Below are 23,706 nucleotides of genomic sequence, written 5' to 3'. Positions count from 1 at the left end.
TGATGTGGATGCAGATCATATGAACCGTCGAGAATTTCTAGGAATGGCAGCATTGCTGCCGTGGCTGAGTGCACTGCCTGCGGAAGTGCTGGCGGCTGCTCCCCGCCCGCAGCAGCGTATTTTAGTGTTGGTGAAACTCGCGGGTGGTAATGATGGCTTGAACACGCTGGTTCCTTATACTGACCCCTTGTATTATCAAGCCCGCCCTACACTAGGCATCCCTAAACATCAGGTGCTCGATATTGGCGAGAGCTATGGCTTGAACCCTTACCTCAAAGTGCTGAAACCCTGGTGGGATAAAGGCAATATGGCTTGGGTGCAAGGTGTGGGTTATCCGCAGGGAAGTCTGTCGCATTTCCGCTCGCTTGATATTTGGGAAACCGCCGTTGATGCCAGCAACTATTCGGACACCGGCTGGTTAGGGGCATTGCTACCGGGGTGCAAACCAGGTTTACATGGTATTGCTATCGGTGATAGTGCTGTGCCGATAACAGGGAAAAACTGCAATACTATTGCGATGCAAAGCCCACAAAGTTTTCTTAGCCAGATCAGTCTTTTGGAGGATATTCAGCCCGTCACGACTAATTCAGTGTTGGCACATTTGACCAATGTACACCACCAGTTGTATGCCGCCGGGGAGCAGTTGAGTAAAAAACTACAGCATCCCGCAGCATTAGGGGTTAATTTTTCCAGCAGTGGTTTTGGACGTGAGTTGGAATCAGTAGCAAAAATGATTCTCACGGGGGTGGATGCCACCGTGTACATGGTCACATTGGATGGTTTTGATACCCACAGCAATCAGGCGGGTGTGCAAAGTAATTTGTTATACCAACTGGCAGGCGGGCTGGATTCCTTTGCTCAAGCGATGCAACGCGGTGGGCGCTGGAATGATGTCATGCTGATGACGTATTCGGAATTCGGGCGACGGGTACAGGAAAACCATGCCAAAGGCACTGACCACGGCACGGCTTCCGTACAACTGGTGATGGGTGGCAAGGTACGTGGCGGCATTTACGGCGATAAACCTGATCTGAGCCATCTGGATGGGGAAGGTAATTTGTCGCACAGTGTCGACTTCCGTAAGGTTTATGGCACGGTTGCCCAGCAGTGGCTGAGGCAGGCTAACCCGTGGAAGCCATTCGGTACACTGCCGTTTGTTTAAGTCTGGCAAGGTTTCCGGCATAATCCGCCTTCCTATCCATCATAGAAAGGCTTTCCCATGTGGTTCAAGAATCTCTACCTGCTGCGTTTGAGCAGTGATTTCACCCTTACCCCTGAAGAACTGCACGAAGCCCTTGAAAGCAAACCCTTTCTGGGCTGCGGCAATGAGCTGCGCGAAGCCAGTGGCTGGGTTTCCCCGTTTGGGCGCAACAGCGAACAACTGGTTCACGCTGCCAACGGCTGCTTGTTATTGACACTGGCGCATCAGGAAAAGCTGTTGCCTGCCTCCGTGATTCGCGAAGAGCTGGATGCACTGGTGGCTGAAATCGAAGAAAAAGATGCCCGTAAGGTGGGTAAGCGCGAAAAGCAGGATTTGCGTGACGAGATCGAATTTGAGTTGTTACCCAAAGCCTTCACCCGCACCAAAAAAATGGATGCTTGGATCGACGTACCCAACGGTTGGATGATCATCAACAGCTCTTCCAATACTCAAGGCGAACGCCTGACGCATTTACTGCGTACCACCATTGGTAGTTTACCGGTCACACCGCCTAAAACGGATATGTCCCCGGCCGTGATGATGACGCAATGGTTGGCGGATGATCATACCTTGCCTGCGCCGTTTGCTTTGGGTGAAGAGTGCGAGCTGAAAGGCCAAGGCGAGGAAAACAGTGTTGCGGTGTTCAAGCGCCATGAGCTGAATGCCGAAGTGGTGCAAGCCAACCTTGCAGCGGGCAAGACCGTTTCCAAGCTAGCATTGGTGTGGGATAACAAAATCAGCTTCATGCTGACCGACGAGTTGGGCATCCGCCGGGTGCGTTTCCTCGATGTGCTGGAAGAAAACCTCAAGGATGCTGATCCGCAATCACACGCGGAAAAGCTCGACATCGAATTCACCCTGATGACAGGGGAGGTCAACAAACTGTTGACCGACCTGCTGCGTTGCTTTACTGCTGAGGAAGAAGTGCTTCCTTAATGTGTTCGATCCGTGCCGTCTGGCTTGCCAGTGCGGCAGCGGGCATTCCACCCAAGGCATACCATTGTTTCAATAGCGGTAGTGCCTGTGCATTGGATTCCTGAGCATCTTTGCGGCTACGCATCGTTTCCGAAAGTTGCGCTACCTGATATTGGAGGCGAACTTGTTGGAAGTCTGCGGGGGTTTCTAGACCTAGCAGAATTTCCAGTTGTAGGCACAGTAATTCGCCTGCCGTGCGGTTGGAAACTTGCGCGTCCTCGCTGGCTTCCGCCTGCTTATAGTCGAGGGATTGTGCGGCGAGCGCTTCGAGTTCTGCTACTTTCTGTTGCTGGCGTTCCAGTTCGCGTTGCTGTTGCTCGGCTATCTGACGAGCTTCTTCGGCAAGCTGGGCGTTGCGTTCCTGCTGTTGTTGCTGGCGCTCATCACGGGCACGGGCAAACAGGGTATCCATCGGTTCGCGGAATTGTTTCCACAAGCGCTGCTCGTCTGAAGGGCGCGATGTCAGGGTAATGAGCCACTGGGTTTGCAGAGCTTTGGCTTGTTCGACTGCTTGTGCGGTATTGGGTTGCTCCAGCAAGGCTTGAGCTTGTTCGACGAGTTGGGTGCGTTCCTGCCAGTTGCGGCTACGTTCAGTCTTGAAGTGGGCTTCCAGTGAATCCATCGCGGCGTTAAAGCGTTCATTGATGCTTTTCCAGTCTTTGTGACTGACGGTTCCGGCATCTTTCCACAGTTTACGCAGTTGGTTGACACCTGCTTGTAGGCTACGCCAGTCAGCATGTCCCCAATCGGTTGCGTTATGGAGAGCTTCAAGCTGGGCGCAAATGTCATGGCGTTGTTGCAGGTGAGCTTCACGCTGTTGGGCTTGCTCGACGAAGTATTGTTTGCTGGGTTCGTAAGCAGCGGTGGCATTGGCATCAAAGGCTTGCCATAGGGCACGTTGTTGTCCAGGTTCCATGTGGGACAGCTTGCGCCATTCTTCACGCAGGGAGTGGATTTTTTTGGCGCGTTCCTGTGGGGCGATGTCGTCATCGGAGCGCAAGTGTTCTGCTGTTTCGATCAGTTGTTTGCGTACTTGATCGGTTCCCCAGCGTCGCCAGTCTTGCAGTTCGCGCAGCATGGGGGCGAAGGCTTGCAGCCTGCGTTGGAAAAAGGCGATGTCTTTGCTCGGCAGTTCTGAAGCATCCTTGATATTGGCGCTGAGCGCCTTGTGAACCTCAATCGCTTCGCCGTATTGCTCGGCATCGAGGTGTGCTTCCAATGTTTTCAGGGTCTCATGCAGCTGTTGAAGTTTCTCTTCCCGCAAAGCTTGCTGTTGCTGTTGGCGTTGACGGGCTTCGGCTTGTGCTTGCTGTTCACGTTCCTGTTGTTCGAGTGCAGCGTGCAGCGCTTGTTCTGCTTGTTGCGCTGCTTCGGCTTGAGAGCGGGCTTGTGCTGCTGCTTGTTCGGCAAGTTGCTGGTTGCGTTGCGCTTGCTCGGTTTCCCAAGCACTCAGTTGTTGTCGGAAGTGTTCAAGCGCTTGCTGGAAGCGTGCTTGTTGTTCAGGTGATGGCTGAGTCGTCAGTTTTAGCCAGCGTTGTTCCAGTACTTTTGCGCGGGTTTTGCCTTGTTCCCATGTGCCGGTTTTGCCAAGATTTTCAGTTTCAGCACACAGACCGTTAATCGCTGCTTGCTTTTGTTGCTGCTGTTGCTCGATTTCCAAACAATCTTTCAGGAGTTGACGTAGGCGTTTGTTGCTTTTGCCGTGGTGCTTCTCAAGGGTTTTGAGTTGTTCCAGATCCGTGATTTTCTTGGCGGCAATGTACTGGATTTCTTTGGAGGTATCCTTGTCGGCAATGTTGAACAGTAATTCCTGATCATCCAATTTGGCGATGGCGTGATGGCGTAGCTTGATACCGCGCAGGGAATCTCGAGCAATACTGCGTAATAGTGCTGGGTTTTGTAGCCACTGAAATACGTCTGCCAACAAGTGGTCATGGTGATGATCAGTCGCGGCTAGGCCGATTACCCGCTGTCTCGAGCGTTCACCGATAGAACCGGAGGTATGCCCCAGTTGCACCAGTGTTGGCAGGTGAGATAGCCGTGTAATGGCTTCCATGCGCACATTACTGTCAGGATCGCTTTGGGCTATCTTGATTAATTCCACGCTATCGCTCGCCAAATTGGCGAGTGCTTTCAGGCGGACGTTGGCATCATTATGCTGCCATTTTGGTTTGAAAAACTTCCCTAACATCGTCTTTATTATCGTCTTGTTGAGTGTTTTATGAGTATTCTATTTTACGCGCATTCCCGGCTCAGCACCGTTATCTGGCGTCAGGATGAACAGATCGCTACCGCCAGGGCCTGCTGCTAATACCATGCCTTCCGATACCCCAAAACGCATTTTGCGTGGCGCAAGGTTGGCAACCATGACAGTCAGGCGGCCTTCCAGATCGGCAGGGTCGTAGGCTGATTTTATCCCGGCAAAAACATTGCGGGTTTCTCCGCCTAGATCAAGGGTCAATTGTACCAGCTTGTCTGCACCTTTGACGTGCTCTGCTTTCACAATTTTAGCAATTCGTAGGTCAATTTTGGCGAAATCATCGTATTCAATCATTGGGCTGATGGGGTCATCGGCCAATGCGCCTGTATTCCCTTCGACTTCGCTCAGGGAACGTTCGGTTTGGTTGCTGAGCGCAGCCGAAGCATTATCTTCAAGCATGGCTTCTACCATGGTGCTTTCAACGCGGGTCATCAAGGCTTTGAAGGTGCCAATTTCTTGGTTTAACAGTGGTTTTTCGGCACTGTTCCAGTTTAGTTCTCCGGCATTCAAGAAGCTTTCGGTGTCTGCTGCCAGTTGTGGCAAAACCGGCTTGAGGTAGGTGACAATGGCGCGGAACATATTGATGCCTTGGGTACAAACGGTTTGTACATCTGCAAGGCGTTCCGGGTCTTTGGCTAATACCCACGGTTTTTGTTCATCAACGTATTGGTTGGCTTTGTCTGCTAACGCCATGATTTCACGCATTGCCTGATTGTAGCGGCGATTTTCGTAGAGTTCGGCAATGTGTTCGGATGCATCGCTAAATGCTTGATACAAAGCGGGGTCTGGCAAGGTGGCTGACAGCGTATTGGCAAAACGCTTATTGATGAAACCTGCACACCGCGAGGCAATATTGACAACTTTACCCACCAAGTCGCTATTGACCCGCGCAATGAAATCTTCCAGATTCAGGTCGATGTCATCCACGCCACTGCTGAGTTTGCTGGCGAAGTAGTAACGCAACCATTCCGGGTTGAGGTGCTTGAGGTAGCTTTCAGCCTGAATGAACGTGCCGCGTGACTTGGACATTTTCGCGCCATTGACGGTCAGGAAGCCGTGGCAATGTACCGCCGTCGGTGTGCGGAAATCCGCGCCATGCAACAAGGCAGGCCAGAATAGGGTGTGGAAGTAGGCGATGTCCTTGCCGATAAAATGGTGAACTTCAGTCGTGGAATCGGGCTTCCAGTAGGCATCAAAATCCAGCCCAGTGCGCTCACACAGGTTTTTGAAACTCGCCAGATAACCGATAGGTGCATCCAGCCACACGTAGAAATATTTGTCGTCGGTATCGGGGATTTTGAAACCCCAGTAAGGCGCATCACGGGACACATCCCAGTCGCTCAAACCTTGGTCAGACTCGAACCATTCCATTTGCTTGTTGGCAATTTCCTTTTGCACCGCACCGCTGGCGAGAAACTCGCGCAGGAAGGCTTCAAAATGCCCGAGTTTGAAGAAATAGTGTTCGGTTTCTTTCTCGATGGGCTTGGTGCCGGAAATGGCGGAAACCGCGTTTTTCAAATCCGTGGGGGAATAGGTTGCCCCACAGGCTTCGCAATTGTCACCGTATTGATCAGCCGCGCCACAGCGTGGGCATTCACCCTTGATAAAACGGTCGGGCAGGAACATTTGTGCTTGCGCATCGTAAGCCTGACGGATCGTGCGCTTTTCGATATGCCCTTTTTCACGTGCGGCTTTGTAGATGAATTCTGCAAAGTGACGGTTTTCATCAGAGTGTGTGGTGTAGTAGTTATCGAAGGCGACATTGAAACCCGCAAAGTCACGTTGGTGTTCTGCGCTGCTACGGGCAATCAGTTGTTCGGGGGTGATGCCTTCCTGCTGGGCACGCAACATGATGGGGGTGCCGTGGGTATCATCAGCGCACACATAATGGCATTCGTTGCCGCGTAAGCGTTGAAAACGTGCCCAAATATCAGTCTGGATGTATTCGACCATGTGGCCAATGTGGATCGGGCCATTGGCATAGGGCAGGGCGCTGGTAATGAGGATTTTTCTTGGCTGCATGGCTGTGTCTGGGTAGTCCTGATTTTGACGTTGTAAAGTATCAGGTTGTGGGGGTTTGTGCCACTGTCGGAGGTGTAATCAGAGACTGTTGACGCGAGTATCTACTACAACTCGTACTACAGCTCGCCGCCTAAAATTACCCATTAATAAATTTAATGAAGCTTTTTCTCATAAGCATACTATAATAATTAATCAACATCATAAACCAAGCTTAACCACTTATGGATAATAGATCATGAATATGAGCAAGGGTGGCTCCCATGCCTCCAACAACATTTTTTTTGCAAAAAACAGTCATATGGTATGGGCTGGTCTTGTCATGTCTTCACTGTTGACTGCTTGTGGTAGCGGCAGTAGTGGGACTTCAGCGGAAGACTTGGCTACCCAAGCTGCCGCAACTGCGCAAGTGGCTGCGACTACTGCTGCAAGTATTGAAGTTGCTAAACAGCAAGTTAGTGATGCTCTGAGTGAAATTGTTACAGATGTGACCACCGCAAAAACCGTTAGCAGTACCGCGACAACATTGACGCAAAAAGCGGCTAGTGAAGCCTCTTCATACAGTGAAGTGGCTCAATCATTGGCATCGACCCAAGCGTATGCTGCTCAAGCTATTGAACAGGCGGCACTTGCCGTTGCGCAACAAGCTATTGCTGATCAAGCCAACACTACCGTGCAAAGTTCACAAAGCCTTACTGAGGTGCAACAGGCTGCTAGCACTGCACAAGCAGCTGCTGCGACGGCAAAAACAGCGCGAGCAGCAGCAGAAGAGGCTCTCGCACAAGCCCAGAAAGCATTGACGCAGTTAGAAAGTGATATTGCATCGGCTTTGGCTGCTCGCCGCTATACCAAGCTGGATAGTTATGGCAATACATTGTCCGCAAACGCAGACTCATGGTCGTGTGTAAAGGACAATAATACGGGTTTGGTGTGGGAAGAAAAAACCTCTGATGGCGGCCTGCGGGATAAAAAATGGCGTTATCGGCACATGCATAACTATGGCAACTACGGCAATACGACAGACACCAAGGGTAATGTGTTATGCCAAGGCTTAGGTACTTGTGATGCCTATACCTATGTTGCTCAAGTGAACCAGAATAACCTTTGCGGTAAAAATAACTGGCGGATTCCGCTTAAGAGCGAATTGGGCAGCATTGCTCAAATTAATGATGGCGGCACTCCGCCGCACATTAATCAGGCTATTTTCCCCGATATTATCTACAACCCTAGAGTGGCGGCTTATTGTGCTATGAATACCAATACGGGTGATGATGCAGAGCACAACTACCAAGGGGTAGATTATGGCTTGCCACTTTTGAATGGTGTTCAAACTAAAGAGAATTTAGAAAACAGTATCCTTGTTCCACTCCGTTATTACGGGGAAATAGCAGATGGTTTGGTGAATAATCCAGGTAATGCTTCTAACTGGATTTGCTATACCCGCATGGTTAGCGGCACATCTCAGTAAGTGTGATCCAGCACTTTAGGAAGGCGAGCGACACATTTTCATGTGCGGCTCGTCTTCTTTGTTGAGAAGGTAGTAAGGCTCTACCTTCTATGAAAATCAATCAATTATTCTTAGGGGAAGAATGTCATGAAGATGCACTCACGGGTTAATCACCCTCAATACAGTAATAATAAGGGCTGGTTGATTGCCAGTATTTTGACCTCATCATTATTAACAGCGTGTGGATCTGGGGGAAGTGATGTAGCGCTTGATAGCACGGGCTCTACGACTACGGCATTAGCATCGACAAATTCGACTGAAACTACATCTCAGACTACTACGGCAACCACTAGTGGGACTACTACAACTGCTACTGCCGCTGAAACTGCTGCTGCTCAGGCGGCGGCTGCTACTGCCGCCGCAACTGCTGCTGCTCAGGCCGCTGCACAATTGGCAGGTGACTTGGCTTCAGCTAAGAAATTGGTTAGTGATGCGCTTGCGAATGCTAAGAGTGATGCAACATCGGCGAAAGACGCGAGTGATACAGTTGCAAGATTGGCACAGCAAACGACCGACGCGGTAAAGTCCTATCCAACAGTCGCGCAATCCGCTGCGATGACCACCTTCAAAAGTTACGTTACGCAAGTGAGTCAATACGCGACGACCGCGGCACAGCAATCAGCACTTGCTGAGCAGGAACAAGTCAAAGCGCAAAATTCAAGTGATCTTGCTGTAATTAATGCTGCGGCACAAGCAGCTCAAACAGCGGCGTCCGCAGCAAATGCTGCGCGTCTCGCGGCAGAAAAAATCGTAAATGATACATGGACGTTATTGGGTCAAATAAATAATAGTTTGAGTCTTGAGCAAGCTATCACAACCATTCCTGCTATCTCGACCACAGCTGAAACGGTGTCTGGTCGTTATATCAAGCTAGATAATACAGGGAAGGCGCTACCAGCGGCGGCGACTTCTTGGGCATGTGTCAAAGATAAAAATACTGGCCTGATTTGGGAAGAGAAGACCAATGATGGAGGTTTACGTGATAAAGACTGGCGTTATCGCCATTACCATAACTATGCAGGATACGGTAACACGGTCGATTATAACGGTGTTCAACTCTGTGCTGTGTTAGGTACTTGTGATTCCTATACTTACAGGGATACGGTAAATAGCGAGGGATTCTGCGGCAGAAAAGGAGTATGGCGCCTACCACTTCGCGCTGAGTTGGGTAGTATTGCCCAGATCAATGCTGGTGATAAGACACCACACATCAATCAGTCGATTTTCCCAGAGACGGCTAATATTTATAAAAAATCTGCTTACTGTGCAGAGAATATGGCCAGTACTGCGGCTGACTGTGGGTATGCTGCCGGTACCGCATTGCACTATACCGATGATGGTCGCATAGAGTGCAACTATCAGGGTGTTGATTATACCCAGCCATTGTTAGGTAGAACAACAGCGATGCTGGAACAGAGTATTTTGGTTCCTTTACGGCTTCATGGTGGTGAAGTAGAGGATGGTTTGCCAATCTACCCTCAGGCTAACTGGGTTTGCTATACCCGTTTGGTCAGCGACCACTAATCTATTTGCTGCGCATCGCGGCATAACTTGAAAGAGAAAAGGGCGGTTCGTGATAAACGAACCGCCCTTTCTTTTGGTACGTACTGCTTGCTTACAAGCCGCCGCGCACGATGTAGTTGGCAGCGAACCCGGTATTTAGCGGGTGTAGTATGATGTTACCCACCAATAGACTCGTGTCGTTGTTGGGGCCGGTGAACAGTGTTTTGCCATCCATGTTTAGATCCGTTGCGAGATAGCCATGCAGAATATGGTTGGTGTTGCCCTGTGCGTTATCCTTGTCGCTGATGACATTACTCATCAAGTTGGTTAGATCATTGTTAGGGCCGTTGGCAGTCAATGTATTGTTGGCATTGATGTCACCTGCCCACATGAGTGCTAGTTTTCCGCTGATCAGACATGATTCTTCTCCTTTGATAGCGGTTGAGCTGCTCGTGAAGTTAATCAGTCTCTCTGTATGATCTAGGCTGACTGGGCTAACACTGATAATACCAAGGTGGTTACGATGCCTGACACTAACATAATAATTACCTGCTTTGACGCTGGCAAAATGTAGCGTCGCTGAGCCTGTCTGTGAATCAACCAAATTACCATCGCGTTGCAGCATGACGGCACGGCTAGCAATAACACTACTTGGGCTACTACGTAATTCAACCAATACCCAGTCAACGACCGCATTACTGTCTGTCGCTTCCCGGAGCAGGGTGCTGAGTGTTTCAGCGCCTGTATGATTAAAAGGAGCGATACCATAGGGTTGCTGGGTGGGTAGTATCCCCAACTTGTTTAAGTCGTCTGACATAAGCCCTGTCTTCGTGTTGTAAGCTCCTTGGAGTAACGCTCTAACATTCAGTAGCACACCATCATCATCCGTATTGTTGGTCACTGTGATATTGAAGAGTTTGCTGGCACTTAAACCGCTTGTATCGGTTATGCTCACTTCTACTTCATAACTATTATCGCGGTTGGTATCCGTAGGGGCGTCATAATCAGGGATTGCCCGGAAACGTAGTATGCCCGTGGTCGTGGTTATTTCGAACTGCTTGGCATCAACTCCCCCACTGATGTTAAAGGATAAAGTGTCACCGTCATCTGGGTCTTGCGCCTTGATAGTGCTGACATCAGCATTGGTATCTTCCATGAAGGATATGCCTGCTGCTGAGGTAATGAACGGTGCCTCGTTGGAATCCATGATCTGTACACTCAGGTCACGCACATATTTTTTACCTGTGCTGGTGGTTCCTGTGACTTGGAAGTCATAGACGTTATCATTGCCATTATCCAACGGTTGTTCATAGTTACCCAGTGAGGGTAATTGCGCCGGTGTGATAATGGCTCGCGTTTCAATATCAGCACTGGCGGCTTTGGTAATGACGGTCTGTCTTTTGATGAATTTTATCGATGCGCACGGCAAGGTGGCACCTGCTGTTGGATTTTCAACAGTAAACAAGCCGCCATCTGCGCCACCGCTGATAACATAGGTTATCGGTGTTGCTGGTGTAGTCGAGTAATCATAGGCTTCCAAGAGCTTGATGGTAGCGTCCGCAATGTTTTCATCTATGACGATATTTGAACCGGAGCTGCTGGAGTCTATTAAACTTTCGCATAGTTGCGTGGTAATACCATCGCTAATACCAGAAAACTCGGAGGTTGCACTGAAACTGGTCGTGCTGATTTTTTGAGTCAGCGTGGTGGCGATGAACGTGCCTTTATTCACGGTCATAGTGGCATTAAACGTCCCTTTGATATTCAGACTACCTGTTCCCGGATGGGTAATATCTTTACTACCGATAAAGATTTCACCTTCACCGTTGCCAGAAGGATCTTTCGCCGTGCTGGTAAAGAATTCTAGGCGGTAATTACCGGCGGGAACATCCAGATTGAAGTCATAGGTGACGACTTTTGTGCCGTTTGCACCGAATGAATTGACTTTTACTTCTGGGTAGTTGAGAGCGTTGTCGCTGGCATTGTTCGGCGTAACATTGTCATCATTAATATCGATACCAAGCCCGCCATTACTATGGATACTATTGCTTAGAATAGCATTGGTTAGCAGACTCGCACCTGTTACCGTGATGCCATCACCACCATTATTGGCAATCACATTGCCCATGTCGTTAGCAGTGCCACCAATGAGGTTATTGTTGGCGTTATTCAGGCGTATGCCTGCTCCTGTATTAGCGCGAGGCACTTTATCTGGCGTCATGCCCAAGTAGTTAGCTTGCAGGTTATTATCATTACTGGCATTCAAGTAGATGCCCGCGCCACCAAAGCCGTTGATGGCGAGCTTGCGAATGGTGTTGCCTGCCACGGTTAAGGTCAGGCCATTGCTACCTGCACCTGCTGTTGTGCCTTTTAGCTCCAATGTTGGCGTGCTGTTGGAGCCTGCTGGTAGAGAACCATCTAGCACTAACGGTGAGGTTATAGTAGGTAAGGGGCTATTCAAGGCAATGCTCCAATAGTTCTTTACCGCATCGTATTTCGGGTCACTGGTTGGCAACTCCAAAATAGCATTTTCTTTGCCAGCCAGGCGCGTTTCTTTACCAGCGACAATGTTGGTTTGCATTAGGGTGCTGTCATCGCCTAGCAGGTTGGCATTTAAAAGGAATTGGCGCAGAGAGCCTTGGCCGCTGTCATTCGTATTGACGATGGTGCTGAAGTTGAAGCCAAAGTCCATGCCTGTCATGTTACTGCCTGTCAGGGTGACTTGACGTACTGCTTGCGCTTGCTTGCCGTTTAATGCGCCGCTATTAAACACGAGTGTGCTGGTGTTTAAACTGGATGCATCACTGTTAGTACCTGCGTCTGCTGCTGCTGGCTTTTTGCCGCCCACGCTCGGATAAGTCATGACGGGCACCTCAGAGCCATTATGGCCTGTGCGGCTGGAGTTGACGGAATCACTCACGACCCGCACGTAATAGGTATTATCCGGCAGGCTGGGTAGCTGGTAGTTGCCACTGGCATTCGAGGATACGCTGGCAATGTAGTTGCCGGTATTCCCATAAACTTCAATAGTTGCACCCGCCACACTGACGGTGCCAGACGCGCTGGCTGGGCGTGCTGCACCACCACCGTAGTGGATATCCTCGAAGATTAAACCGGAGATGTTACTGCTACAAATAGCCGTACCTTCCACCAATTCGTCAATCTGGGCTGTTGTTAACTGGAAGCCAGAGGTGACCGAAACGAAACGTCGAGGTGTCGTTTGTGAACCAGCCGGGTCTTTGGGGTTCGCTTCAATCGAGCCTGTGTAAGTGCCTCCGACCGAAGCAATGGCTGCTGAAGTTGCAATATCAGTTGGGTCAGGGTTGAAGCTGACGACTGAGAAGTTAATGCCCTGCGCTTTTAACTCGTTATAAACTGTAAAGTTAGAGCCATCATCCGGTTCAGCACCAGAACCAGCCGGGTCAATCAGCATGGTAATGTCATTTGGCACATAATCGCCGTAACGTACTGCGTCGGTCATCAGTACAATTTGCAACGGTGAGGTAAGGTTTCGTGACAGCTCTTTGATCGGGCTAACAATATAGTTGGAGCTTGTGCCTGTATTGCCATCCAGTCCGTAACGGATCTGTTGCAAAGCACCGGCAAGGTGATCAGCCCACCAATTCGCGTCGTAAGCACCATTTTCACCAAATTGGCGTATGGGTGTATTCATGGTCGTGCTGGAGAAGTTTCGTTCGAAGTAAACATATTGCCCACCGCTGGTCAACGAGTCGCTAGGGCCACCGAAGTGGGCAACAGCAATACGGTTCGCTGGGTTAGTCGTCAGCAGTTTTGAACCAACCGATTGAATCGTGTTGGCAAAGTCTGTGTACTCCGATGTGGTAATAGAGCCGGAATTATCCACGATAAACAGGATGTCTGTTCCGCCCGTTGCCGCGCAAGAGCCACCGCCAACGCTGGGTGGTGCACCTTCCGTGGTTAGCATTGGGCCAAACTCCGAGGTTCCTACGCCTGTCAACGTAGCGGTTGCGGTAAGTTTATCGTTTACCGTCAAACCGGCGGGGAGCGCAATCGTGAACTGGAATGCCTTCATGCCAGTATTATCGTTACCGTCAAAACTGGGTAGGGAGCAATCACCGCTATCACTATCAGCCGCGCTGTTTTCTGCTAGGCTGGCGAGGTAACGTTGGCCTTCACCGTAGTCTCGTGATAGGCCGAAGCTGTTTGCACCTGAGGTAGCTGCACCACCGGTGCTAACATCGGCTTCAAACACTTCCACCACCGCCCCGGCTTGGGCGCAACCACGTACAGTTATATTGGTTGTGCCAATAATGACTTGGTTCAAAATGGGGAAATTCAACAGGTTATTTGGCCCGCTATCGGTATCATTGGCATCATTCAGCGTGATACCACCGGGATCAACCTGATTGCCGCCCGCGAGATTAATACCCACTTCACCGTTGTTGTAAATGCTATTTTGAGTGATGGTATTGCCTTTGGCGGCATTCTTATTGATCAGTACACCGCTCTTGCCATTGTTGTACAACTGGTTTTGCGACACGCTGGCATTTTGGACATTGCCCAAGAAAACGGCGAATTCAGTATTGTCGAAGATGCGGTTTTTACTGATGATTAAGCCCGTCATGCTGGCGTCGGTAAAGTAGCCCACACCATCGTGGAAACCACTCATGTCGTTGTTTTCTACCAGACAGGTCGTGCAGGTGACATCACCGCCGCCATAGTCGTTGAACTCCACCGCAAGGTCGCTGGCAGTGCCTTTGCCACGTCCGACAAAGCGGTTGCCTGCTATCATCACACTCGGATTCTGGGTGCGCAGTATTTCAATCGCAGCATTATTGCTGTTGCCGGATAGACCAACGCCAACGAAATGGTTGCCACTGATGTTGGCTGTGATGTTGGAGACACTGTTGTTCTCGCCGGTCACAATACCGCGTTTGGTGTCGTTATAACCTAGAATGCTATTGGTCAGCACAAAGCTAACATTGGAAGCATTCACTGCAATGTGTTGATTAGAGCGCTGGCCTGCACCGGGGTCAGTGCCTGATACAGGATTCACCCCAAATGCCATGCCACTCATCAATATGCCGCTAGTATTAGCCTTGTCCAAGCGAATATCCGTGTCAAATTTGCGTAAACCTAGCCCGTACAAGTTGACGTTATTGGCTTTGATGTCAAACCCTGCGCCATACCATTGGCCGACGATCTCCACTTCTGGTGCGGCGACGGCTGCAATCGCAATAGCATTGGAACCGACGGTGCTGGCGCTGGCGACATTGCCTGCGTTGGTATTACCTTTATTGGTGGTTTGGGTTGTGCCATCGATCGTTACCGCTTCGGTAATGCTGGGTAACTGGCTGTTCAATACTAGTGACCAGTAGTCATTTCCTGCACCTGTTGGGTTGGTAAAACCTGCTTCCGTATTGGGCATGTTGAAGGTAATGGTATCCGTGCCTGGTTTACTGTTTGCACATTCGATAGCATCCCGCAATGAACCTGAGCCATTGGCTGCATTATCAATATCTGCTGTGGTGGTGACGACCAATGAGCAGGCTGGTGCAGTAATGGTTAGTGCATAATCCTCGACCTCACCATAAGAAGCCCAACCTGTAGCATCTGCTCCTGTATTGATAGACTGGCGGAGGCGTGCATACGTCTGGCTGGTTGTGGCATTTGCTGGAACGTTAGTGGTTATTTGAATAATGCCATCCGCATCAGAATCTTGAAGATCGTTGGCAATTTTTTCACCGGAATCTGCGAAGTCTCCATCACCATTCCAGTCAATCCAAGCACTTAGATAGGCAGATCCTCCGACACTGACGCTAATGGTACTAGATTGTCCGGCAGTCAATGCAGGCATGGTAACGCCATCTTCATCATCTAAACCGTTGCTATCATCACCGTTGGCATTCGTACCTATTAAAGTGGCAGTTTCAGCATCACCGCGTTGTGTGCCGATACGGCGGCTCCAGCTTTGTGAGTGGTAAGCATCCCCATAGCTGGCTGGTGCATCACCATAATCGCAACCATGAGCCGTTAGACGAAATACATGCATGCCTAAGCCAACAATGTTATTGGCGGTACTGCTCATTAATGCCGTTTGTGTTGTAGATACACCTTTGATGCTTTGTATCAGTAAGGTATGGCCATCATTTTCGGTATATGGCCCACTAGTTCGACCTGAAGAAGATGTATTATAAATACCATTACCATTGATCGCCTGAATTTCAGCCAGTTTATTCCAGCCGGTACCAATAGTCAGTGTTTCAGCTCGGGAAGATGAGCCAAATGCTAGCAGCATATTGTCACTGTTGGTGGTGCCTGGTGGTTGGTTTGTCGTTGTTGGCGAGGCTGATAACGAAATATTGAAAGGTGCTATCCGATCTATCGCACTGTCAGGTGTATCAATCGGATTCGCAGCCCCTACATTCGCAAAGGTAGCCACGGTGAGAATGGCCTCATCCCCAGCATTATTCGGGATATTGATACCGCTTACTTCCAGTTTCTGCGCACCAGCAGGAATGCTGAGGTCAAATAGGGTATAGAAGTAATAGCTACGTGAAACTTCTGCATCTGCAAAGTTATTGCTGCTGCCCGCTGACTCCGCACTGAAGGCATTGTTTTGCATCGATACGCCACCAAAGGTCAGTGTCGGCATTACAACCCCTGGATTGCTGGTTTCAAAGTTGTCGCCGCGCGGGGTGGTGGGCGTATGGTCACGTTCAACACTGAGAATAGCGAGCATCATGCGGTTGGAACCTGTTGGCGCCTGATATGTAAGGCTAGGTGTACCGGTCGCTCCTGAGCCAGTCGCTGTCGCGTACTGGAATGCATCCAGTTGTTCAACACTGGTGGTTTTGCAAACTGCGTAAGCAGGTGGTGTTTTGATCACCGTTGGTGGGGGGTTAAAACCGAAGTTTTTGTTTGCAGTTGCTACACTCGCAGTGACCGTGATACCGGTCAGTGGATTGGTCGTGCGGATAGTAGAGCCGGTTGGCAAGTCTGTATCCGCTGTGTCTACTGCAACTCGGTAAGTCAGTGCGGCATTGATATTGCTGAAGCTATAAGAGCCATCTGCCGCTGTGCTAGTGGTCGCGACGTTGGCACCATTCGCATCATTCAATAGGTTGACAGTGATGGAGCTAATGCCAAATTCTGTGCTGGAATCGTAGGTGTTGTTGCCATTGCCATCGGTATAAACCGTGCCGCTGATGCTACTTGTCGCGCTGACTACAAGAGCCGGTGAGAATTCAGATGTACCTGTACTGGCAAGGGTAGCCGTTGATGTCAGCATATCTCCTGAAGTAATCCCTGTCGGTAATGGAATCGAGATGCTGAAGGCATTCATGCTTGTTTGGTTATTACCATCGGTATCGATTGGCAGGGTACAGGTTGCCGTATCAGTATCGGAGCCACTGCCCTCGACAAAACGGGTAAGGTAAGTCTGGCCTTCGCCATAATCCTGCGTTTTACCGAACTTGTTGGCACCTGTGGTAGCCGCTCCACCAGTGCTGACATCGGCTTCGAACAGTTCTACCGTCGATCCTGCTGGCGCACAACCTTTGATGGTCAAATTGCCACCCACAGGGGCGATTTGCGATAGGATAGGGAAGTTGAGCAGGCTATTCGGCCCAGTATCAGCGTCGCTGGCGTCATTGATTGTAATGCCATTCCCCGTGCTTGTGGCAACCGTTGTGCGTGCATCCAGATCAATCCCTAAGCCACTATTGGCAAATGTATGGTTATGGCTGATCGTGATGCCAGAAGAAACAGCGTAGGCTGAACTTACCAGAATGGCAGGGCCAGTCGGTGAGGTGCCAGAACCACGGGTAGTCGTGATAATGTTTTTCTCAATGGTGCTATTGGTCGTACCGTTGAATGCACCAATGCCTGCACTGTAACCATTGAGCAGGGTGTTGTTACGAATAATGGTATTGGTCGCCTTGGATAATTCAACGGATTTGCCAAGGTCAGTTTGTACCCCATTCATGTTTGTACTGTTACGAATGTAATTGCCTTCAATCAATACTTCTGCCAGATCCAGTACCGCTACCGCGTCACCGTCTGGTGCTCCTGTTAATGAACCAATGTTGGCATTCGGGCCATTATTTTCCATGTAGTTGGCAGTGAAGGAGGAGCCTTTGGCGTTGGTTAAGCTAAACACTGCGCCATAACCGTTATAGGCAAAATAGTTGCCGCTCACTTGAGAAACGCCTTCGCTGAGGAAGCCGAAACGGCGGTTCTGTTTAGCAGTGGCAGGTTGGGAACCATCTGGTAATGCACCAAAAACGTTGTCTTTTATGGTGGCTGACCCAGTATCAGAGACAAATACTGCGGCACTGGGGTTACTAAATCCGCCGGTGATTGCGCCGTACAAGCTAAAGCCACGGACATGGTTGCGTAAAGCGTTAATGGTTAACGGGTAGACAGCACCTGATCCAGTAATGGCGGAGACATCTATTGCCACTTCAGGGCGACTGATCGGCAGGACGTTTAAACCATCAATACCGACAGTCTGCGCTGTGCCTAATGTTCCTGGATTGGTATCCCCGATATTGAGTGTCTGGGTACGTGCATCCAATGCAACATCAGCTCTATTGAGTGCCGGAAGCTTATTGGTATTGCTCAAGGTAATGGTGGCAACACCACCGCTTAGTGCTGAAGTGGGAATCATGAAAATCGAGACTTCAGTATCTGCGCTATAGTCAGCTTGAATACTGGCGGGAAGTACCTGAGATATGCCCGTTCGTGACAATAAATTGGCGTTGAGCAGGAACTGACGCAAGGAGCCTTGCCCGCTGTCATTGGTGTTGACGATGGTACTGAAGTTGAAGCCGAAGTTAGCGCCAGTAATAGCACTACCCGTGACCGTGATGGGCTGGACGGATTGAGCTTGCCCACCCCCAGATAGTTTGAACGTCGTTGTGTTCAGGGTTTGATTGGTCGTATTGGCTGCACTATCCACGAGTGCAGGGTTGCGCCCGCCAACTTCGTTATTAACAGCGGTCGTGCCATCAGTACGATAGGTCTGGATTGCTCGCTCGGTGGCGTTGGAGCCTGCACGGCTTGAGCGAATAGTGTCGTTGACAACCCGCACGTAGTAATTGCCGTTAGCAACATTACTGAAGGTGTATGGCCCACCATCAATGGTGTTTGAGCTGGTGATAAAGGCACCAGTCGAGTCATACAGTTCGACCCGTACTCCCATAATCACGGCGATGCCCGTGCTGCTGATGGAGCGACCTAAGCCACCACCATAATTGACATCTTCAAAGACTTTACCAGAGAGGCTTGTGCCAGAGAGGCTTGTAAAGCCGAAGTCCAACCCATGATTATTCTGACCATTACTGCCGACGGTGAAACTGATTTCTGCCGTTCCAGCATTATTCGCCGCATCTGAATCGCGGATGTCGGTAGCGCTGTTATTGTCGGTTTTGCTGTCAGCATTTTGTGTCGTGAGCGAATAGCCGCTTAAGTTGGCTTGACTGGTATTGATCTTGAGTTTGCAGCTTTCTCCGCTATCCATGAAAGTCGTATTGCCGCCAGTCGTATTGGAGAAATAGTATTCCCCTTCAGCATTGGTCGTGGTAGTTGCTGTATCTGTACCGCAAGTAAGCGTTACCGTAACGTTATTAATACCGGCTTCTCCGGCATCTTGAATGCCATCCTTATCGGTATCCAGCCATACACGATTGCCGACTTCAATGGGAGACTGGTCACACATGACTTCCAGTTCACCCATACCAGCACTTTTATTAGTCGTTGTCCACGTTACATAGTAGCTTTTATCAGCGCCACCGGTTGTGTTGTTTAGCCATACAACGCTATTGGATCCCCATTCACCGGCATCAAAAGCATTGGTTAATACTTGGCTACTGCCCGGGATCATCGCTAATCCACCTGCTGATATTTCATTCATGCTTTCCCATGAATTATAGGTGGGACCCATGTCACCCCAGTAATATTCATTCTGAATTTTACTGTTCACCGGAATATTAGTGGAGCAGCCCAGCTCTGAGTCGCTAAGGTAGCCCGTATCAGTTTTACATAGGCGTAAAATATCCCCACGTGAGGTGGTGTAATCGAGGGATGTATCCGTACAGGATGGCTCATCATAAGAGTTGTTGCCGTTTTGCAGGCCAGCTCGGTCAATGACGCCAATAATGATTGAGCCATCTGTATCAAACTCGATATTGCCAATAATGGGTGAATGAAAGTATGGCCAGCCAATCGCATCAGCGGGTGGAATCCAGCCATTCCACTGGGTTGTGGCCTCGTAACCACTATAGTCTGGACGGGTTTGGTCAAGTGCAAAGTCTTTGACATAGCTAAAACCAGCGGCGGTATTGGCCGGGTTGAATTTCAGCACATATCCTCTTACTTTCGATTGTGTATAAGGATCGCTAGCTGCGTCACAGACACCGCCGACATAGACATTTCCACGGTAGTATTTAACCGCCCAAGGACGGAATGTGCCACTGGTACAGGTATAAGGTGAGGGAAGATTGATGCTGTAACCACCCAATACATCAGCAGCAGTAGGCGTGCTGCTGGGGGTTACGTTTTTGATGCCATATAATTTACGGTCATTTAAATTGACAAGCCATAGTTTATTGTTGGCTTCATCGTAGTCAATGTCGCCAATACCGATCTTGCCTACCGCATCCCAAGCTGCCACGTCATGAGCAGAACCCCAGGGGTTATTGGCCAGTGTGTTACAGGCATCAGTACCCCGCACGATATCTGCCCCAGTTGGAATGCCAATATTGCGTATATCAATATAGGGTGAGGCGCCGGTATTGGCGGTAGGGTTACTCATGTCAACTTTATAGATTCCCCCTGTGCCGAGTGAACCTAGTCCCGCAAAGCGACGAATAGCAGCAGAAGCAAATAATGTCTTACTCGACTTTTGATAAGCCATACCCCATAAAGCACCGGTTTGGGCGATGCTGGCTTTTGTCGCTGCCGCGATGGTCTGGGAATATGAAGTACCACTGGCGTCATAAGGGAAGGTGTGTATGCTGGTGTAGCTACCAACGTTTGTAGCCGCAGGATCTCCCTGCGTATAACTGTAGGTAGCTACCGATGGATTAGCTTGGCAGTATTCAACAGGATCATTGACCCCATAATGATTGGAACAACTGGCCGCTGCTGTGACAAAGCGTACATTGGTAGCGGTATCTGTGCCGTGAGCACTGGATGAGAGGTCTACAGCCAAACCAGTGTATTCAAGCCGGTATTGTGTGCCGTTGGTTAACCCACTTAGTTTATACCATCCATGAACGTCGGTAGTTGCGTTGGCAATCGCTGTGTTGCTGGCATCATAAGCGGTAACCGTGACACCTGCTATGCCATCCTCATTGCTTTCATGAATACCATTTTGGTTGTAATCGCGGAACGCAAGTCCACCAAACTGTCCAGCAGTGGCTTCACAGGTCATATCAAAACCGAAATTCTGATTGGTTAAGTTACTACCTGATGCAACCGTCACATCCATTAATGGATTGGAGGTGCCACTGTAAGCATTGGTGGGTAAGTCGGTATCATGTGTGTCTACTTCAATGCGGTAATGCATCGAGGGGCTTACATCTGTAAAACTGTAAGCACCGTTACTGGCAGTAGAGGTTGTAGCAATGACGGTATCATCGTCAGTGGTAGCTGGCGTGTTATTATTATCATATAGCGTCACACTAATGTTATTAAGAACACCATCGGTTGCAGTGTTAAAGCTATCGTTCAGATTTCTGTCAATATACACAAACCCGCTAATATTGCTGGTAGCACAGGCCGATGCTGCGGCAATGACCACGTCATCAATAATCAATTCATTGGCTGTTTTGCTGACGGAATGACCATTAGCGGTACACCATGCGCCTGATATCAATGAACTAGGGTCGCACCAGCCACCATCAGTGCTAATATGCCCATAGTTGATGAAGCTGATGGTTGAGGATGTCGAGGTGGCGGTAAATTCTATACGGTATTTTTGTAGACCTTCTTGTCCACCTGGCGCTTTAAAATGGATAGAACCACTGGGGGTATCGACTCGCATGATGCCTGATGCGTAGGTGGGATTGCCTGCATCTTCTGGTATCGCTGAAAAATACAGGCGGTACTTGTTCCCTGCAACAGTAGTAAAGGTTCGTGAGAATTTGACAGGGTTAGGCCCCCAGTCTGCTTCATGGGAGTGATATCCGGGCGTTGTATCATCTGCGTCATCGCGCAGTTCAATAGCGTCTAGTGCTGAGGTGAGCTTGCCATTACCATCAAACGTGAAGCCTGTGCCAACCTCAGGTGAAACCCTGCGGACTGTACCATTTCCGAAATAGATTGATATGCCCTGTGTTGCGGCATAAGCACCTACTGAAAGTGTTCTGGCATAGGTATCTACACCACCGCCTGTTGCTGTCCAGTTGCGAATAACATAAGGCGTTGCTGATGTATATTCTCCAAAGTATTTATCATTCGGTAGGTCGTCAAAATTGTCCGTGAATAGTGTGCTAGCACAGCTGGCTGAAGTATCACCTTTTATAATGGTGACCGTAGGACTATTAGGTGGGATATCCAGGGCAACGGCAATGGGATAGTCTTCCACTTCACCGTTACTAGCGTTGCCAGTGGGTTTGCTAAGTGTAACACTGGTATCCGTCGTTAGTCTCAGGCGTATAAAGGTTGTTCCTACTTTGATATCGGTTGGAATTGAATTCCATGTGAGTGTCAGGTTAGTGCCCGATGTGTTATTGGGCGCAGAGACGGATGCTGCCTCATCAAGATCAAATACCCCATTTTGGTCGAAGTCAATCCAACCATAGAGTTTTCCAGAAGTGCCTGTTGTATTGGTGGCTCTGACGTCTACACTATAACTACTGGTGTTAACTTTTAAGATAGGAAATAGCGTGATAGCTAGGTTTTGGGTTTGTCGTGGAGCGCCGTCTTCATCAATGCCATCACCACTAGCGTTATAGGTCGGTTGATTTGCTGCTTCTGCATCTGGACCAATGCTACCCAGGTAAATATTGCTGTTAATGGTGTGTTGAGCACTACCATAAGAGGTTGGGGCATCACCAAAGTCGTAGTAAGGGGCGCTGGAAACGGTGAGTGCGTAATCTTCGACTTCACCGCTGCTGGCTGCTCCAACGGGTGAATTTGCTGCTGCCTCATCAAAACTAAGGCGCAAGCGAGCATACACTACACCGGGGGTTAAACCGGTAGGTGTAGTGAACACTGAATTGACATAATTAGAGCCATAAAGGGTTTGAGTGCTCGCTTTCTCACCTGCATCAAGAAAATCACCGTCTCGATTAAAATCTATGTAGACACTTAGGTAAGCGGCGCTGCCTATTGTATTGTTAACATAGCTGGTCAGGGTATATGGTTGGCCACTGGTCGTTGGGATGATCGGAGGGGCTATCAAACCATCTTCATCATCGGTTGTACCAGACGTATCATCCGCGTTCGCCGCAAGATTTTGTAACGTGCCATTATCCGCATCCACGGTTGCACCCAGATTTAAGCCGGGCGTAATGATATGACGAGGGCCATTATCAGTCTTAAGTGTTTCATAGTTACTGGACGATGTACCATTCGCTGTATCGGGTGCATCACCGTAATCATAAGGCGTTGAAACTGTACAAATTTCCGTATATGAAACAGCATCTATCCAGACACCCCCCGCCTCCCGAATAAAACGGATATAACGTGCGCTGCCCGTTGGTATGGTGACGTTGATTCGCCCGAGTTTGCTGGTAGTGCCTGTTCCTAATGTGCCACTAGCGCCAAAAGTGCCTACTGATGTATAGGTATTATCATCCAATGACATTTCTATCCGAACACGTCCTGAACTATTATTTCGGCCTAAAGAAATTTCAATTGTTGAGCCTTCGGGAATGATTTTGTCCAAATCCAACCCTAAGGTATCACCTGCGGCAACCAGTGCAGAATTGCTTGAACTGGGGGTTGTATTCGTTGCTGAGGGTGCGCCTGTTGCCTGAGTTTCATAATCAACGCCGGTATCCAGAATGACACTGGCGGCATTGCCTGCGTCGGTGGAAAGGGTCATTCCAGTAGGGCAGCTTGCTGCTGCCTGCGTTGTACCATGGACAACTAGCAGCAGTAACATAAGCAAGATTTGCAGAGCAAAACCAAGCGATCCAGCAGGCATACGAGCTTTAGGCAATGAGGGCTTCATTCTTATAATTCCGTTATCATTATGATTTTTCGGCTTTTTCTTTATTTCATTTATTGTATTTTATAATTGATTAT

General features: G+C 49.4%; 7 protein-coding genes. 4 read left to right on the top strand and 3 right to left on the bottom strand.

Annotated features, from left to right (window positions below; genetic code table 11):
• Positions 1–19 precede the first annotated feature (19 nt).
• Positions 20–1,162, top strand: coding sequence for a DUF1501 domain-containing protein (locus Q394_RS0109885; protein ID WP_028489151.1), 1,143 nt, complete (start codon positions 20–22; stop codon positions 1,160–1,162).
• A 57-nt stretch (positions 1,163–1,219) separates the two neighbouring features.
• Positions 1,220–2,137, top strand: a complete 918-nt coding sequence (locus tag Q394_RS0109880; RefSeq protein WP_028489150.1) for a recombination-associated protein RdgC — start codon at positions 1,220–1,222, stop codon at positions 2,135–2,137.
• Here the strand turns inward: Q394_RS0109880 and Q394_RS0109875 are convergent.
• Both Q394_RS0109875 and metG read right to left on the bottom strand, forming a co-directional pair.
• A complete protein-coding gene (locus Q394_RS0109875) occupies positions 2,109–4,367 on the bottom strand; it encodes a DUF349 domain-containing protein (protein WP_028489149.1) in 2,259 nt (752 codons plus the stop codon). The genes Q394_RS0109880 and Q394_RS0109875 overlap by 29 nt on opposite strands.
• 39 nt (positions 4,368–4,406) lie before the next feature.
• Entirely contained in the window at positions 4,407–6,458 is a 2,052-nt protein-coding gene (metG, locus tag Q394_RS0109870; RefSeq protein WP_028489148.1) for a methionine--tRNA ligase, read from the bottom strand.
• Positions 6,459–6,693: 235 nt separating this feature from the next.
• Between metG and Q394_RS0109865 the strand changes: the two genes are divergently transcribed.
• A complete protein-coding gene (locus Q394_RS0109865; RefSeq protein ID WP_028489147.1) occupies positions 6,694–7,923 on the top strand; it encodes an Lcl C-terminal domain-containing protein in 1,230 nt (409 codons plus the stop codon).
• 126 nt (positions 7,924–8,049) lie between these two features.
• Positions 8,050–9,486, top strand: coding sequence for an Lcl domain-containing protein (locus Q394_RS0109860; protein ID WP_028489146.1), 1,437 nt, complete (start codon positions 8,050–8,052; stop codon positions 9,484–9,486).
• Positions 9,487–9,577: 91 nt separating this feature from the next.
• Here Q394_RS0109860 and Q394_RS0109855 read toward each other — a convergent pair whose 3' ends face one another.
• On the bottom strand, positions 9,578–23,563 hold the full coding sequence (locus Q394_RS0109855) for an SdrD B-like domain-containing protein (protein ID WP_169735891.1): 13,986 nt from the start codon (positions 23,561–23,563) through the stop codon (positions 9,578–9,580).
• Between the last annotated feature and the right edge of the window lie 143 nt (positions 23,564–23,706).

It is taken from the genome of Thiothrix lacustris DSM 21227 (assembly GCF_000621325.1).
GTDB classification, from domain to species: domain Bacteria; phylum Pseudomonadota; class Gammaproteobacteria; order Thiotrichales; family Thiotrichaceae; genus Thiothrix; species Thiothrix lacustris.
The sequence above is the reverse complement of the archived record's forward strand: the minus strand, read 5'-3'. Positions and strand labels throughout refer to the sequence as shown.

What these genes read in the sequence shown, in the direction of transcription:
- Q394_RS0109885 (WP_028489151.1), top strand. Translation starts at nt 20, where the DNA reads ATGAACCGTCGAGAATTTCTAGGAATGGCAGCATTGCTGCCGTGGCTG.
- Q394_RS0109880 (WP_028489150.1), top strand. Translation starts at nt 1,220, where the DNA reads ATGTGGTTCAAGAATCTCTACCTGCTGCGTTTGAGCAGTGATTTCACC.
- Q394_RS0109875 (WP_028489149.1), bottom strand. Translation starts at nt 4,367, where the DNA reads ATGTTAGGGAAGTTTTTCAAACCAAAATGGCAGCATAATGATGCCAAC.
- metG (WP_028489148.1), bottom strand. Translation starts at nt 6,458, where the DNA reads ATGCAGCCAAGAAAAATCCTCATTACCAGCGCCCTGCCCTATGCCAAT.
- Q394_RS0109865 (WP_028489147.1), top strand. Translation starts at nt 6,694, where the DNA reads ATGAATATGAGCAAGGGTGGCTCCCATGCCTCCAACAACATTTTTTTT.
- Q394_RS0109860 (WP_028489146.1), top strand. Translation starts at nt 8,050, where the DNA reads ATGAAGATGCACTCACGGGTTAATCACCCTCAATACAGTAATAATAAG.
- Q394_RS0109855 (WP_169735891.1), bottom strand. Translation starts at nt 23,563, where the DNA reads ATGTTACTGCTGCTAGTTGTCCATGGTACAACGCAGGCAGCAGCAAGC.